The sequence below is a fragment of the Paenibacillus sp. JT31N11 genome (genome assembly GCF_056269285.1).
This window is the reverse complement of the sequence record NZ_JBWDNQ010000002.1, coordinates 657,708-672,310: the sequence shown is the minus strand read 5'-3', so window position 1 is coordinate 672,310 and position 14,603 is coordinate 657,708. Positions and strand designations below refer to the sequence as shown.

Annotated in this window: 17 protein-coding genes; 15 read left to right on the top strand and 2 right to left on the bottom strand. The window is 51.1% G+C overall.

Going from position 1 to position 14,603, the window contains the following annotated elements; all coding sequences use genetic code 11:
* The first annotated feature begins 147 nt into the window (after positions 1-147).
* Entirely contained in the window at positions 148-765 is a 618-nt protein-coding gene (locus tag AC0YNV_RS11320) for a hypothetical protein (RefSeq protein ID WP_475768178.1), read from the top strand.
* Between the two features lie 153 nt (positions 766-918).
* Here the strand turns inward: AC0YNV_RS11320 and rpiA are convergent, their stop codons facing one another.
* Both rpiA and AC0YNV_RS11310 read right to left on the bottom strand, forming a co-directional pair.
* Positions 919-1,581, bottom strand: coding sequence for a ribose-5-phosphate isomerase RpiA (gene rpiA, locus AC0YNV_RS11315; protein ID WP_475768420.1), 663 nt, complete (start codon positions 1,579-1,581; stop codon positions 919-921).
* A gap of 11 nt (positions 1,582-1,592) precedes the next feature.
* The gene (locus AC0YNV_RS11310) at positions 1,593-2,234 is read right to left on the bottom strand and encodes a hypothetical protein (RefSeq protein WP_475768177.1); all 642 of its coding nucleotides are present in this window, start codon (positions 2,232-2,234) and stop codon (positions 1,593-1,595) included.
* 197 nt (positions 2,235-2,431) lie between these two features.
* Here AC0YNV_RS11310 and AC0YNV_RS11305 point away from each other — a divergent pair, with 197 nt between their 5' ends.
* From AC0YNV_RS11305 to AC0YNV_RS11240, 14 genes are all read left to right on the top strand, one after another.
* Positions 2,432-2,821 (top strand): hypothetical protein, encoded by a 390-nt coding sequence (locus AC0YNV_RS11305; RefSeq protein ID WP_475768176.1) that lies wholly within the window; start codon positions 2,432-2,434, stop codon positions 2,819-2,821.
* A gap of 139 nt (positions 2,822-2,960) precedes the next feature.
* Complete coding sequence (locus AC0YNV_RS11300; protein WP_210037710.1) at positions 2,961-3,302, top strand: histidine triad nucleotide-binding protein; 342 nt, start codon at positions 2,961-2,963, stop codon at positions 3,300-3,302.
* A 162-nt stretch (positions 3,303-3,464) separates the two neighbouring features.
* Positions 3,465-3,638, top strand: a complete 174-nt coding sequence (gene rpsU, locus AC0YNV_RS11295) for a 30S ribosomal protein S21 (protein WP_188992903.1) — start codon at positions 3,465-3,467, stop codon at positions 3,636-3,638.
* Positions 3,639-3,654: 16 nt separating this feature from the next.
* Complete coding sequence (locus AC0YNV_RS11290) at positions 3,655-4,098, top strand: GatB/YqeY domain-containing protein (protein ID WP_475768175.1); 444 nt, start codon at positions 3,655-3,657, stop codon at positions 4,096-4,098.
* A 194-nt stretch (positions 4,099-4,292) separates the two neighbouring features.
* Complete coding sequence (locus AC0YNV_RS11285) at positions 4,293-5,645, top strand: MATE family efflux transporter (protein ID WP_475768174.1); 1,353 nt, start codon at positions 4,293-4,295, stop codon at positions 5,643-5,645.
* Positions 5,646-5,763: 118 nt separating this feature from the next.
* Positions 5,764-7,149, top strand: coding sequence for an NfeD family protein (locus AC0YNV_RS11280; protein ID WP_475768173.1), 1,386 nt, complete (start codon positions 5,764-5,766; stop codon positions 7,147-7,149).
* A gap of 17 nt (positions 7,150-7,166) precedes the next feature.
* Positions 7,167-8,162, top strand: a complete 996-nt coding sequence (gene floA / locus AC0YNV_RS11275; RefSeq protein WP_379114069.1) for a flotillin-like protein FloA — start codon at positions 7,167-7,169, stop codon at positions 8,160-8,162.
* A gap of 54 nt (positions 8,163-8,216) precedes the next feature.
* On the top strand, positions 8,217-8,723 hold the full coding sequence (locus AC0YNV_RS11270; RefSeq protein WP_475768172.1) for a hypothetical protein: 507 nt from the start codon (positions 8,217-8,219) through the stop codon (positions 8,721-8,723).
* 179 nt (positions 8,724-8,902) lie between these two features.
* Positions 8,903-9,181 carry a sporulation protein YqfC gene (yqfC, locus tag AC0YNV_RS11265; protein WP_210037706.1) on the top strand — a complete coding sequence of 93 codons (279 nt, stop codon included), beginning with the start codon at positions 8,903-8,905 and terminating at the stop codon, positions 9,179-9,181.
* Positions 9,182-9,212: 31 nt separating this feature from the next.
* Complete coding sequence (gene yqfD, locus AC0YNV_RS11260; RefSeq protein ID WP_475768171.1) at positions 9,213-10,406, top strand: sporulation protein YqfD; 1,194 nt, start codon at positions 9,213-9,215, stop codon at positions 10,404-10,406.
* Between the two features lie 6 nt (positions 10,407-10,412).
* Positions 10,413-11,384 (top strand): PhoH family protein, encoded by a 972-nt coding sequence (locus AC0YNV_RS11255; RefSeq protein ID WP_210037704.1) that lies wholly within the window; start codon positions 10,413-10,415, stop codon positions 11,382-11,384.
* Positions 11,385-11,508: 124 nt separating this feature from the next.
* The gene (locus AC0YNV_RS11250) at positions 11,509-13,722 is read left to right on the top strand and encodes an HD family phosphohydrolase (protein WP_210037703.1); all 2,214 of its coding nucleotides are present in this window, start codon (positions 11,509-11,511) and stop codon (positions 13,720-13,722) included.
* Complete coding sequence (gene ybeY / locus AC0YNV_RS11245; RefSeq protein ID WP_475768170.1) at positions 13,719-14,216, top strand: rRNA maturation RNase YbeY; 498 nt, start codon at positions 13,719-13,721, stop codon at positions 14,214-14,216. Before AC0YNV_RS11250 ends, ybeY begins: the two co-directional genes overlap by 4 nt.
* On the top strand, positions 14,216-14,578 hold the full coding sequence (locus AC0YNV_RS11240) for a diacylglycerol kinase (protein ID WP_475768169.1): 363 nt from the start codon (positions 14,216-14,218) through the stop codon (positions 14,576-14,578). The genes ybeY and AC0YNV_RS11240 overlap by 1 nt, the downstream gene beginning before the upstream one ends.
* Positions 14,579-14,603: the final 25 nt, after the last annotated feature.

Sequence of the window (14,603 nt, the reverse complement as noted above, 5' to 3'; positions counted from 1 at the left end):
AGCCTATTTCGGCAATAATTGCTCACATTTGCTTCCGGTTTCGACTTGCATTGCAAGCGGGAACATTGTAACGTAAATGAAGATATAGCAGGAATGAACACCCCAAAGCGCTGTGCCGCTGATCAACGTCTGTTTGGAGGAATCTTCGTGGAGGAGCATCAACCGAAACGGCCTATATTCACACCTATTGTCCTTTTAATGCTCGTAATCAGTCTGATCGGCAACGTTTTTTTCGTCACCAAGCTGATACAGCATGACAAAGATGATCGTGTCAGCCGGGGCATGAGCATCATTAATGCCGGCAATCAGGCGAAGCTGCATGTGGATGCCGTTCAAGCGAATGTTCAAAAGCTGCTGGATAATGATGCGACCGACAACCGGATTTCAACCAAAACGGCTTTGCAGGCTGCCTTCAAGCAGGCTCAAAGCCTGATTATATTGCTGGACCAGGCTGGTGCGGCGAGCAAGGAGCCTTTTGCCTTCAAGAACCGCAATGCGCAAACCTTCTTGTCACAGGTCGAGCAGTCCACCACGATGATCGGTAATCATGAAGGAACGCTCACCGAAGCGGAACGAAGCTATCTTCAGCAGCTGGAGAGCTGGTATACGCAATTGAAAACAACCATAGCCTCCTTTGATGAGGACACCTTATCGGAAACCTCGGCGCAGACCATTCTGATCAACCCCAAATGGGTGGATATGAGCAGGAAGCTGCTGGATATCATGAACGAGCCGGCAAGCGTCATGTACCAGTCAGGCAGTTAAAAGATCAAAATTATCGCACCTGCCAGCATCAAAAATCAAAGAGCCTGCATTCCTCGCCAGGAATGCAGGCTCTTTGATTACGCTCCGAACGGTTTCTTCAAATTCGCACCGCGCGCTGGGAGCTGCGTGCGGTGCGAAAACCTGCCCTGCCTGCTAGAGCTCTCTTACCGTCCCGTCATTTTGTCCGATAATCACCCGATCCGCCATGTGGATAAACAGCCCGTTTATGACCACACCCGGAATTCCGTTGATTTCATCATGAAGCTGCTGCGGCTGTTCAATCGCGCCAAACTGGCAATCTATAATATAGTTCCCGTTATCGGTGACGAAAGGCTGGTCGTTCACAGTCCGGAGCTTCAGCGGACAGCCGAATTTGGCAAGCTTTTTCATGGTGAGGGAGCTGCCGAAAACAGTAACCTCCACCGGCAGGGGAAAAGTGCCGAGCCGGTTCACAAGCTTGCTTTCATCGGCAATAATAATCAGCTTGCCGCTGGATGCGGCTACGATTTTTTCGCGGAGCAGGGCGCCGCCGCCGCCCTTGATGAGATTCAGCTCACCATCAACCTCGTCGGCTCCGTCAATTGTAATATCAATTCCGTCAATCTCTTCAAAAGCGACGAGAGGAATCCCAAGCTCTCGCGCCAATTGCTCCGATTGTCTTGAAGTTGCCACTGCCCGCACAAGAAGGCCTTCCTTGACGCGTTCTCCGATTTTCCGAATGGCCCAGTAAGCCGTTGAGCCTGTACCCAGTCCGACTACCATCCCATCTTTTATATACGTTACGGCATGCTCTGCGGCGATTCGTTTGCTTTCCATCATCTCACCTGCTATTTCCTGGAATAGGTATACAAATTAAATCCGGTGTATTCTGCGGTGAAGCCAGCTGCAAGCTTGTCCAGGCCTGTTTTGCTAATCTCCAGCGAAAACCTTGCGGAGGGCCCTGCCTCAGGTTCTATCTTATATTTTACCCCATTTATATCAATTTTGTTACCGCTTTGATCCAAAAAGGCCCACGGCACATCAGGTGCTGCAGGGGAAAACGCGCCGTTCCCGTGGATTTCGGCTGTATACAAAAATTCCCCTTCTTCTTTCTTAAGCTCGGGTATGGCTTTCATGCTGAAAATCACGGCGTCCGCTTCGCTCCGGATCTTCTCCAGCACGAAGAGGGTTTGGTGATCGTACCCGACCGGAACGTTCAGCGTCCTCGATTCCTGATACTCTGTCTTCAGCCACTCCGGTTTGAATTCCAGCCTGGTGGAGTCTGCCGTATTTGCCTGCGTCAACTGATACCCATCCTGTGTCACGATACGGTGGAGCAAGCTGTCATCCCGGTAATAATCATATACTTTGTAGCCGGCGAACGCCGCGGCCCCAATGAGGAGAATAAACATAATCGTTCGGGTTCGTGCCTTCAATGAATTTCCGCCCTTCTTAATAATGCCCTGCTGTTCATGATCCTTTTGCTGCAAGTATACCTCCCAAGTCAATCCTCTGCCAACCCTTGTCACAGAGCTTTCTATTGAGGTGTATATTGCGGTTCATCTGCTGCCGGGCGCTTTACGCTTTGTCATTGCTGAGTAGTCATCTGCCCATTTTTGGGCGCCATAGGCGCCAAACGCCCATAGCCGAATAGGATAAAAGGAGAATGAAGGAGGCTGGATCAAGCATGGAAAAAAAGGTTACAACAATGCCTATTGCAACAATGCCTGTTAACCAAAAGCCTATGGCTCAAATGCCGACTGCAACCGCACCGGTCACACAGCCGATGGAAAAACATGAAATGAAAAAATGGTGTAAGGATCATAAGAACCGTTATGTCCTGGCCCACACCAAGGATGGTTGGTGCTGTGACGGATTTGTGGAGCATATCGATGATGAGATGGTGTATCTCGCAGTTCCTCATTGTGACAATCAGTACGATCCGCGGGGGTTTTTCCCGTATCCGCCGCTTTACCCGCCGCTCTATCCATATCCGTATTACCCGCGCCGCCGTTTCTACCGTCAAGCATTTCCGCTTGCTGCGCTGTTGGGACTCTCGCTGCTTCCTTTTTTTTAAATCGCCGGCCATCCATAAGCTCAAACCAAGACCGGCGCCGGTGGCACCGGTCTATCATTTCTTCCTTCCGTTGGACGGGAATGGCTTTTTTCGTTATTATGGATAAATAAAGAATGCTTTTGGACAGGAGGCAGCGGAAATGGACTGTTTATTTTGCAAAATTATTGATGGTGATATCCCTTCGAAGAAGGTGTTCGAGAATGAGCGCATATTGGCTTTTCACGATATTCAGCCGGCTGCGCCCGTACATATTCTCATCATTCCGAAGAAGCACATACCGACGATGAACGATGTTCAGGATGAGGACAATGCGCTGATTGCTGAGCTGTTCGCAGCAGCCCGGCAAATCGCCAAGGAGCACAATATTGACGAGTCGGGATACCGGCTGGTAAATAACTGCAACGCCGAGGGGGGCCAGGTTGTGTATCATCTGCACCTGCATCTTCTGGGTGGACACCAGATGAAATCGCTCGCCGGTTGAATCACGGAATACATGGATGTACAGCAGTTGCGCATTTTATAGTAAAAGAAGGAAATTAGCTGGTCCTTTCAAGTTGACACTGACTTTGGTTATACCATATAATTAAATGTGATGAACCGTGTGATCTTTCTTAGACGGTCTGCTCGGAGGGAGGGAAAACTGGTGTCTGAAACAAAAGTTCGCAAAAACGAGACAATCGATGCTGCACTCCGCCGCTTCAAGAAGACTATCGCTAAAGATGGTGTCCTTGCCGAGGTTAAGAAACGCAAGCATTATGAGAAGCCTAGTGTTAAACGCAAACTGAAGTCCGAGGCTGCGCGTAAGAGAAAGTTTTAGGAGGATCCTTCCACTAATGAACCTTAGCGAACGATTGAACGATGATATGAAGCAAGCCATGAGAGGTCAAGAGAAGTTCAAGCTCTCCACGATTCGCATGATTCGTGCTTCCATCAAGAATCTGGAAATTGACTTAAAGCGACCGCTTGATGATAATGAAGTGCTTGATATCCTAAGTCGTGAGATCAAACAACGTAAAGATTCCCTCCAAGAATTCGAAAAAGCCGGCCGCGATGATCTTGCAAAAGACGTCGCCGCAGAAATTGAAATTATTAGTGTGTACCTGCCTCAGCAGCTGACCGAAGATGAAATCAAAGAAATTGTTCAGCAGACCATAGCGGAAACCGGTGCTTCATCGAAAGCCGATATGGGCAAAGTTATGAGCGCCCTCATGCCCAAGACCAAAGGGCGTGCTGATGGTAAACTAGTAAACACATATGTGCAGCAATTTCTGCAATAACATAGGCTGACAGCCAGACACTCCCTGCAAAGGGGGTGTTTTTTCATGAACTGCCCGTGTTTGTCTCATTGAAAGCGGGCAGTTTTCTTTTGTTTCCCGTTATTCGGAGCTATTGACACATCCTACAGACTGCTCCAGAATAGGGGCTAATAGATGGGAAATGAGGAACACTGGGAAATGAGGAACACTTTACTATGCTGCGTAACTGGCTTCAAATCCTGTTGATTGCCATACCCTCTCTTGTCACCTTCGCCACCCAGACCGTGACAGGAACCATTAACCTGATTATGGTGGGTCAGCTGGGCTTTGTAATAATCGCAATTGTTGGCGTTTCCAATATTATTATGTATAATGCATTTGCCATTTTTTCCGGTATCGGCCATACGGTCAGTTATCTGGTCGCACAGAATTACGGCTCCAACGATATGCGCAAAGGCCTGCAGCGGACATATCTGGCTATGTACATGTGCATATTTTTCGCGGTTGTTATATTCGTAACGGGCTGGCTAGCTGCTGACGATATTTTGCGCTGGACCGGGGGATCGGAGGAATTGGTCCAACAAGGCGGTTATTATCTGGAGCTGCGTTTCTATGCCATGTCCTTCGGCATTATTAATTTTGCCTTCCACGGCTTTCTGCGCGGAATCGGATCGACCACCATGTCCATGATTGTGTCGCTGATATCCAACTTATTGATGATTTTTCTGACGTACGTTCTCACATTTGGCCACTGGGGTTTTCCGCATCTGGGCTTGACCGGCGCAGGCCTCGCCGTGCTCATTGGTGAAGCGGTCCAGCTGTTCATTTGTGTATACATCTTTTTCTTTATTTTGCATAAACGTTACCAAACCCGCAGCCGTCTTGCTGCTTTCTCGTTTGAATGGCCGGAAATAAAACTGATCGCCCAGGAGAGCGGCAAGCTGGGCATGCAGGAATTCTCGCTCAGCGTATCCATGTTCATCTTCACCGCCTTCGTAGCCAGATTGGGCGACCACGCGCTTGCTGCCAATGAAGTGGCGCTGAATGTGATGTCCTTCGGCTTTATGCCAGCCTTTGCCTTCGGAGCGACGGCAACAATTCTGGTAGGGCAAAGCGTGGGCAGAGGAATGGCTCTGATTGGACGCCGGGCTGGAACAGATACCGCTATTCTGGGTACCATGTTCATCATTGCGCTTGGCACGGTGGAGCTGGTGTTTGCCGAGCAGATTGCCCACTTGTATTCCAAGGACCCCGGAGTTTATGAGCTGGCGGCGTTTCTGATCAAGGTGTCCGCCTACCTGCAAATTTTTGATGGCCTGCTTAATTTCTATGCAGGCGGATTGCGGGGAATCGGCGATACCACTTTTCTCATGCGCATCTCATTTTTTCTCAGCTGGTTTTTCTTTGTGCCGGTTGCTTACTTGTTTATCTTTGTTTTTCATTGGGGCAGCCTGGGAGCCTGGATCGCGCTCTACTCCTTCCTCACGGTGTTCGGCACGTCGGTCATGCTGCGTTTTTACCGTACGGACTGGACTTCAGTCAGGCTTAAAGAGGCCTCCCACGGATAATACTTGGAACGGGGGCACTGTCAGACCGTATGAAGGATTACGATTGCGGCAGATTTTGACGCGGAGAGAAATGGCGTCAGCTTCTTCTTGGTTACAGTAAGGAGAGGAGGGTCAACTATTGAAATGGTTTAGACGGCTGATAGCCAGAGGGACGCTTTCTGTTGTTGTTGGGCTTATCTTTATGAATCTGTTTGGCGCTATGGTTCCCGCTGCATTTGCGGCCGATAGCGATACCGGCGGGGGGAAGATAGGCTCCACTGTTTATGTGATTCCGGCTGAACAGCCAATCGAATCAGGGCTTGAGAAATTCCTCAAGCGTGCTTACAAGGAAGCGGAAGAAGCCGGCGCTGAGCGTATTGTGCTCGTTATTGACACCCTTGGCGGCAGCGTTGTCAGCGCAGAGGGAATTGGCGATCTCGTTCGTACCAGCAAGGTTCCGACGACAGCATTGGTTCACGGGAGGGCGGTATCCGCAGGTACTTACATTGCCCTGAATGCCGATGAGCTTGTGATGGAGCCTAATAGTGTGATCGGCTCGGCGGCGGTTGTGGACGGAACGGGCACATTGATTGACAATCCGAAAACAGTCGCCTACTGGACGCAAAAAATGAGAGCAGCCGCCGAAATAAACGGCCGCGATCCCAATTTGGCAACCGCGATGGTCAACCCGAATGTGACGCTGGAGATTAAGCCGCTTGGACGCACGGTCGAGAAAGGCGAACTGCTGGCCTTGTCCGCCGCCGATGCGGTGAAAGTGGGCTATGCCGATTATACGGCAAGCTCCGTCGATGAGGTGCTGGCGCATCTGGGCATCGAGCAGCCCAATCTGGTGGAGGTCAAAGCCAGCGTAATGGAGCGGATTTCGCAATTTCTGACCCAGCCCGCCATCATGACGCTGCTGCTCGTTATCGGCATAGCAGGTGTAGCGATTGAACTGATCGTTCCCGGCTTTGGCATCCCTGGACTGATCGGGCTGGCCGGCTTCGGACTTTATTTCTTCGGTCATTACATCACGGGCTTTGCCGGAATGGAAGAAATTATTCTGTTTGTAATCGGAGTTGTGCTGCTCATTGCCGAGGTGTTTGTGTCAAGCTTCGGAATACTGGGAATACTGGGATCAGCATCGCTTATTGCAGGGGTTGTGCTTGCCGCGCCCAGCCCGAAAGCAGCCTTTCTGTCCCTGTTCGTCGCTCTGCTTGCGGCAGGAGTAATCGTCTTTATCATTGCCAAACGCTTTGCTCACAAAGGGGTATGGAACCGGTTTATTCTCAGTGAAAGCCTGACGACGGAGCAGGGATATGTCTCAACGGCCGATAAAGCGTTATATCTCGGCATGCGTGGACGCTCCGTTACGCCGCTGCGGCCTGCCGGTACGGCGATTATCGGCGAACAGCGGGTCGACGTTGTAACGCAGGGAGAATTTATCGCGGCAAATGCGGAAATTCAAGTCATTAAAGTTGAAGGAACGCGTGTCGTTGTGCAGCAGTTGAACGAAAACATTTAAACCATGGAGGGGAAATTATGGAGCTGGATCCAACCGTTACCATTATAATTATCGTCGTACTGGCTATTATCGTGCTTTCCGTATTTTTGAGTTTCTTCCCGATTATGCTTTGGATTGCCGCGCTGTCCTCGGGCGTTCGGGTCGGAATCATTACGCTTGTGGCCATGCGCCTGCGGCGAGTCGTACCAAGCCGGATCGTCAATCCTCTGATCAAAGCGACCAAAGCGGGGCTTGGGCTGAACATTAACCAGCTGGAGAGCCACTTTCTGGCAGGCGGTAATGTAGACCGCGTTGTCAATGCCCTGATTGCCGCTCACCGTGCGAATATCGAGCTGGTGTTTGAACGCGCGGCGGCAATTGATCTGGCAGGACGCGATGTGCTTCAGGCGGTGCAAATGAGCGTCAACCCCCGTGTAATTGAAACGCCGATCGTAGCTGCTGTTGCCAAAAACGGAATTGAAGTCAAGGTTAAAGCGCGTGTTACAGTGCGAGCCAATATCGAACGCCTTGTCGGCGGCGCCGGCGAAGAAACGATTATTGCCCGCGTCGGTGAGGGAATCGTAACGACAGTCGGTTCTTCCGGCTCTCATAAGGATGTTCTTGAGAATCCGGATCTGATTTCCCGTACTGTGCTTGGCAAGGGGCTTGATGCCGGCACGGCATTTGAGATTCTGTCCATTGATATCGCGGACGTGGATGTAGGCAAAAACATTGGAGCCCATCTGCAAACCGAGCAGGCGGAAGCCGACAAAAGAATCGCCCAGGCCAAAGCCGAAGAACGGCGTGCAATGGCTGTTGCTCATGAGCAGGAGATGAAGGCCCGTGTCGTAGAAATGCGCGCGCTTGTCGTTGAGTCGGAGTCACAGGTGCCGATTGCGATGGCTGAAGCGCTCAGAGGCGGCAAGCTTGGCGTGATGGACTATATGAATTTGAAAAACATTGAGGCCGACACGCAAATGCGCGGTTCAATCGGCAACCAGGAATCCAACCAGCCGGATAAAGAGGATAAATAGATTTTTATTAACCCGCATAAACAGTCCTCGTAAAGGATTGCAGGAGGTGATGCAGTGAATGACCTGATTCAATTTATTTTGAAAAACTTCTTTATTGTCATTATTGTGGTCGGGTTTCTCTTCTCCCTGATCAATAAAGCCAGAAAGGGCAATCCGCAGGGGAATCGGATGCCCGACTTTGGAAGCGGCCCGGCGGCGCCCCGCAGTCACAGGAGCCTCGAGCACCAACAGCGGCAGTTTGGCCAGCCTGTGAATCAACCGGATCAGCCTGCTCGCTACGATAGCGGTAACCGGTCAGAGGACGGAGAAGGGGTTAGTCTGGAATATGAAGAACCTGTTTTTGAGGAGCCTTTGTATGACGAACCCCCGAAGGTCAGGATCACCGAGAGAACTTCGCCGTTTCAGCGCAGACCGCTTGCGCAGGCGCACATCTCTGAGCCATCCGCTGCTCGAAAAGGCGGCTTATTGCGTAATTTGGATAAGAATGAACTCCGGCGTGCGGTCGTTCTTGCCGAGGTTCTCGTTCCACCGCGCTCCAAGCGGCCCCACCGCCGTCCCTGATCGATTTTCGTGACAATATTAGCTTGCTATAATCAAAACGCTTAAGAAGCCTTCAGGCCACTGGAAAGTGGTTGCTGAGGGCTTCTTTGCTTTTTCAGTCTCATCTGCATCGGTATCCTCATATTTCAGCGGTTTCCAGCATACGTTGGTACAGTATGGGAAGGGGGCTTGTTGTCCGCATGCGCCGCATAAACCGCAAACTGCGTAAAATGGCTGCCGATTTGCTCGATTTACCGCAGGATGTCGTATTCGATTTGCCCCGTTTGACGATGATTGGCGATCGTCAGCTCTATATTGAAAACCACCGCGGCGTGCTCCATTTCTCCAGCGATAGTCTGCGCCTCGCGCTCAGCAAAGGGGAGCTGGAAGTGACGGGAGAGGGTCTGATTATCAGGACCATTTGGACCGAAGAAGTCTTCGTGGAAGGGAAAATCAAACATATTCAAATCAAGGAATGACGATAAATGGATCGTAAAGGGGGAAGAAAGGATGAATGCTTCATGGCTTCAATGGCTGCGGGGAATTGTGACGGTCTGCATCAGAGGAGAGTCCTTGGAATTGCTTGTCAACCGCGCGTTGGCGAGCGGACTTGAGCTGTGGTCCATCCGCCGGACAAGCAGCGGGGAACTGATTTGCGATTTAACCGTCAATGACTTCTTTCGCCTTCGACCGCTTCTCAAGGAGACAAGCTCCCGGGTCCATGTCGAGTCCCGCAGGGGGCTCCCCTTCTGGCTTGTCAAGCTGGAGAAAAGGCTGTTTTTCGGCGCAGGTCTTCTCATTTTTTTTATTGGCATGTACATTTTATCTTCGTTGATCTGGACCATCGATATTAAAGGGAACGACCGCTTGTCCGAAGAGCAGATTTTGCAGGCAGCCAAGCAGGAAGGGCTTTATCCGTTCCAATGGTCTTTTCGACTTGAAAAGTCGGACGTGCTGTCCAAGAAGCTGACGCAGAAGCTGCCTGGAGCAGCCTGGATCGGTGTGGAAAAGCAGGGAACGAAGATTACGATCCAGGTGGTGGAGACAACTATCCCCGAAAAGCAGGAGCTGCTCAGTCCCCGCCATCTTGTGGCCTCGGCCGATGCCGTTGTGACTGAAATTCTGGCCGATACCGGAAGGCCTGTCGTGAAACGGAATACGAAGGTCAAGAAAGGCGACGTTCTGATCTCCGGAATCTATGGGGATGAAGCTCATACACGCACGGTAGTGGCTAAGGGAATCGTTAAAGGTCTGGTCTGGCATGAATATATGATTGTCTCACCGATGCAGCAGAAAATGAAAACCTACACAGGGGAGAGTATTACCCGCTGGTATGGGGTAGCGTGGGGACGCGCTCTTCGGGTCAGCGGCTTTGGAAAGGTTCCCTATGATCAATTTGAGACCGAAAGACATCTAGAGCAGGCCTCCTGGCGTTCCCTGAAGATGCCGCTCGGCCGGATGAAGGAGACCATCCGGGAGGTCCGCGTGGATGAACAGACGCTCACGCAGCAGGAGGCAAGAGAGGCGGGACTGCTTCAGGCCAAAGCCGATTTATTGACCAAAGCAGGGGCGGGATCGAAGATCCGCGCCGAAAACATTTTGCATGAAAAGGCGGACAATGGTAAAGTTTATATGAAAGTGCTTTTTGAGGTGGAACAGTCGATCGTAGCTGAAAGACCGTTAGTTCATATACAAGGAGATTGAGCATTTTTGCCAAATGAAACCAAGATTATCAAAATCCCGCTCGCGAGCGCGGCGGAAGGACTTGCGCTCTTTGGACCGCAGGACAAATTTCTGAAACTGATCGAGCAGCAGACGGAAGCGGATATTATGTCCCGCGACGCCGAAATCATGATCTCCGGGCCTCTTGCCGAGGTAGAGTCCATGGAACAGCTTTTTACCGTGCTGCAGCAATTGTTCCGTGGAGGGTATACGCCATCGGAACGCGATATCATGTATGCGCTCGATTTGGCAAAGACGCTGCAGGCTGACCAGCTGCTGGATTTATTCAAAGCGGAGCTTACCTCCACATTCCGCGGCAAACCGATTCGCGTCAAGACGATAGGGCAGCGCCACTACGTGAAGATGATCAAGAAAATGGACGTCGTATTCGGCATCGGTCCTGCCGGGACAGGCAAAACGTATTTGGCGGTTGTGCTGGCGGTTGCGGCATTGAAGGAAGGCTCCGTCAAGCGGATCATATTGACCCGCCCGGCGGTAGAAGCCGGTGAGAACCTTGGCTTCCTGCCAGGCGATTTGCAGGAGAAGGTAGACCCTTATTTGCGCCCTCTCTATGACGCGCTGCATGACGTACTGGGTCCGGATCAAACGGTGAAAGCTTTTGAACGGGGCTTGATCGAGGTTGCGCCGCTTGCCTATATGCGCGGCCGTACGCTTGATGATTCATTCATAATTCTTGACGAAGCGCAGAACACGACTCCGGAACAGATGAAAATGTTTCTGACCCGGCTTGGTTTCGGCTCCAAAATGGTTGTGACCGGCGATGTCACGCAAATCGATTTGCCCCGCGGCAAACGTTCCGGACTTAATGAAGCACAGCGTATCTTGCAAAATATTGACGAGATAGGCTTCGTGCATTTCTCTGAACAGGATGTCGTCCGTCATTCGCTGGTTCAAAAAATCATTGTGGCTTACAACATGGATGCCGATAATCAGGGCTAAATGGCGTCAGGCCAGCATAGAACGTAGATTACCCGGGTGTACGGTTTTATCATACCCAGCATGGACGGCCCCGCAGTTGAAGCAACCCTATGGGGTGGTCGCAGCACGAGGGGGGACATAATACGTGCAGTTTTCATGGAGTGGTTGGAAGCAGAGCGCAGCGGTTCGATGGATCTTGCTGTTTTTATTTGTTTTGTTGTTTTATATCACTCTAGCTCCTTATTTGCTTCCCAAAACCTACGATATTCAAGAAGGCAAACGGATGGAACGTGACGTTGTAGCGCCTGCGCAAATCAAGGATGATAAGGCAAGGATCAAGGCGCAGGAGGAAGCAGCGGATCGCGTGGAACCGATTTATTCCATTGTCGCGATGCGCAGCGAGCAGCTGCTGGAGCAGATCTTTGCCCGTATGGAGCAGTTGAATCAGGATGATCAGGTTACGACGGATAATAAAGTGACCATCTACAGGACGGAAATTCCGCAGCTCTATAGCGATTATGTCGACGAGTTCGTACGCAGCAATACAGGCAAGGATGCCTATAACGACACCCTGCTGCAGGAGATGGCAACGACAGTCAAGAATCAGGAATACCGTATTCCGGAGGAAACGTACTACAAGCTGCCGCAGCTTACCGTTGTGCAGATTGCCGATATGCAGCAGGTGGGGCTTACCATCGTCCGCAAGCTGATGAGCGATCCGCTGCGGGAAGCGGAGACGGCCCGCACGAAGGTGGCGGAGCTTGTGAACGCAAGCTCGCTGAGCGAGCGCAAAACAAGGGAGATCGTTCAGGAGCTGGCTCGATTCGCCATTATGCCGAACAAATTTCTCGATAGCGAGGCAACGAGCGAAGCGAAGGTAGCGGCGAAAGAAAACACGCCGGAGGTCGTCATTAATCAAGGGGATATCATCGTCCATAAGGGAGAGATGGTCACCCAGGAGTTATACGACCGGCTCTCATCGTTCAATCTGCTGCAGGACAAAAAATCCTATTGGCCGCAGCTCGGCCTGCTGCTGCTTTCTTTGTTATTCCTTTTGTTTATTTACAGCTTTCTGGACAAATCATCGGGCCTTAATACCGCAAATGTGCGATACAATAATGCCCAGCTTGCGATGCTGCTGCTTATTTTTATCCTGAATTTGCTGATTATGCGGATCGTCGAGCTGACGCAGACCGATACCATTTCCTATGTCGGATATTTGGCGCCGACAGCAATGGGAGCGATGCTCATTACGCTGCTGCTGGATGTTCAGCTCGCGGTTGTCTGCTCGTTTCTGTTCGCTATTGCCGGCAGTATCTTATTCAACGTCGATTCCAACCGTATCTTTGATTTTAATTATGGATTTATGACAACGGTTGTCTCATTTGCCGCTATTTTTGCCATTCATCGGGCGAGCCAGCGGTCTACGATATTAAAGGCAGGCATTATGGTCAGCCTGTTCGGATCTGCTTCCGTGCTTGCGTTGATTCTGCTTGGGGGCGAGCTGCCGGAGAAGACGGAAATGGTCACCACGATTGCGTTTGCTTTTGCCGGAGGGCTGCTGACGGCGATTCTGGTTATCGGCTTGATGCCTTTTTTCGAGATTACCTTCGGCATCTTGTCCGCGCTTAAGCTTGTGGAGCTGTCGAATCCCAATCATCCGCTGCTGCGCAAGCTGCTGACGGAGACGCCGGGTACGTACCATCACAGCGTAATGGTCGGCAATCTGTCCGAAGCGGCTGCCGAAGCCATTGGCGCCAACGGACTGCTGTGCCGGGTCGGCTCCTATTATCATGATATCGGCAAGACCAAACGGCCCAGTTATTTTATCGAAAATCAGAGCAATATCGAGAATCCGCATGATTCCATCGATCCGAAGCTGAGCAAATCGATTATTATCGCGCATGCCCGCGATGGCGTGGAGATGCTGAAGAACCATAACATTCCCAAACCGATCCGGGATATTGCGGAGCAGCATCATGGAACGACGTTCCTGCAGTACTTTTACCACAAAGCATGGAAGCAGGCTGAAGCGGCCGGGGAAGAGACGGATTTCACCGAGGATGACTTCAGGTATCCCGGACCAAAGGCGCAATCGAAGGAAGCCGCCATTGTCGGCATCGCGGATTGCATCGAAGCCGCTGTCCGGAGTTTGCGGAGTCCTACCATGGAGCAGGTGGAATCGATGATCAACAAAATCATTAAAAACCGCCTGGATGACGGCCAGTTTAATGAATGCGATTTGACTCTCAAGGAGCTTGATCAAATCGCGCAGACTTTGAAGGAATCCGTTATCGGTATCTTCCATTCGCGGATCGAATATCCCGAAGACAGTAAACCAAAGGAGCGGCTGGCATGAGTTTGCGCTTGGAATGGAATAATGAACAGAATAAAGTTGAAATACCCGAAGCGTTTCTGGGACGCCTGGAGGAGCTGCTTCTGCTTGCCGCGGAAGCGGAAGGGCTGACAGAAGGCGAGGTAACTCTTTCATTTGTCGATGATGAAGAAATTCATCAGTTAAATCGGGAATACAGAGGCATCGACCGGCCGACGGATGTGTTGTCCTTTGCCATGCAGGAACATACCGACGAAGAGCTGGATATTATTTATGATGTTGAGGAAGAGGATGTTCCTTTGCCGCTGGACGGCATGCTTGGCGATATCATTATCTCCGCCGAGCGGGCGAAGCTGCAAAGTCTGGAGTACGGTCATTCGCTGGAGCGGGAGCTTGGGTTTCTGTTTGTGCATGGATTCCTGCATTTGATCGGTTATGATCATCAGGACGAACCGAGCGAGGCAATTATGACGAAAAAGCAGGAAGACGTCCTCCGGCAGGCTGGTCTGCACCGTTAATGCGCAGGTTCATTCAGAGCTGTAAATTTGCAGTGGCTGGCATCCGTCTGGCCCTGGACACGCAGCTTCACATGCGTATTCATATAATCGCCGCTCTTATTGCCACGGCAGCAGGCTTCATTTTCAGGATTACGCAAATGGAATGGGCTGTGCTGGTGCTTGTGATGGGGGTTGTCATTTGTGCCGAGATGCTGAACACTGCGATCGAGAGCGTCGTGGATCTGGCAAGCCCGGCGATTCACCCGCTGGCCAAAGCGGCGAAGGATACAGCTTCGGGGGCTGTACTGGTTGCGGCTATTGCGGCCGTCATTATCGGATTGATCATCTTCTGCCCGCATATATGGGATATGGTCTACCATTAGCTAAAGTGAAGAAGGAGGTAATGGG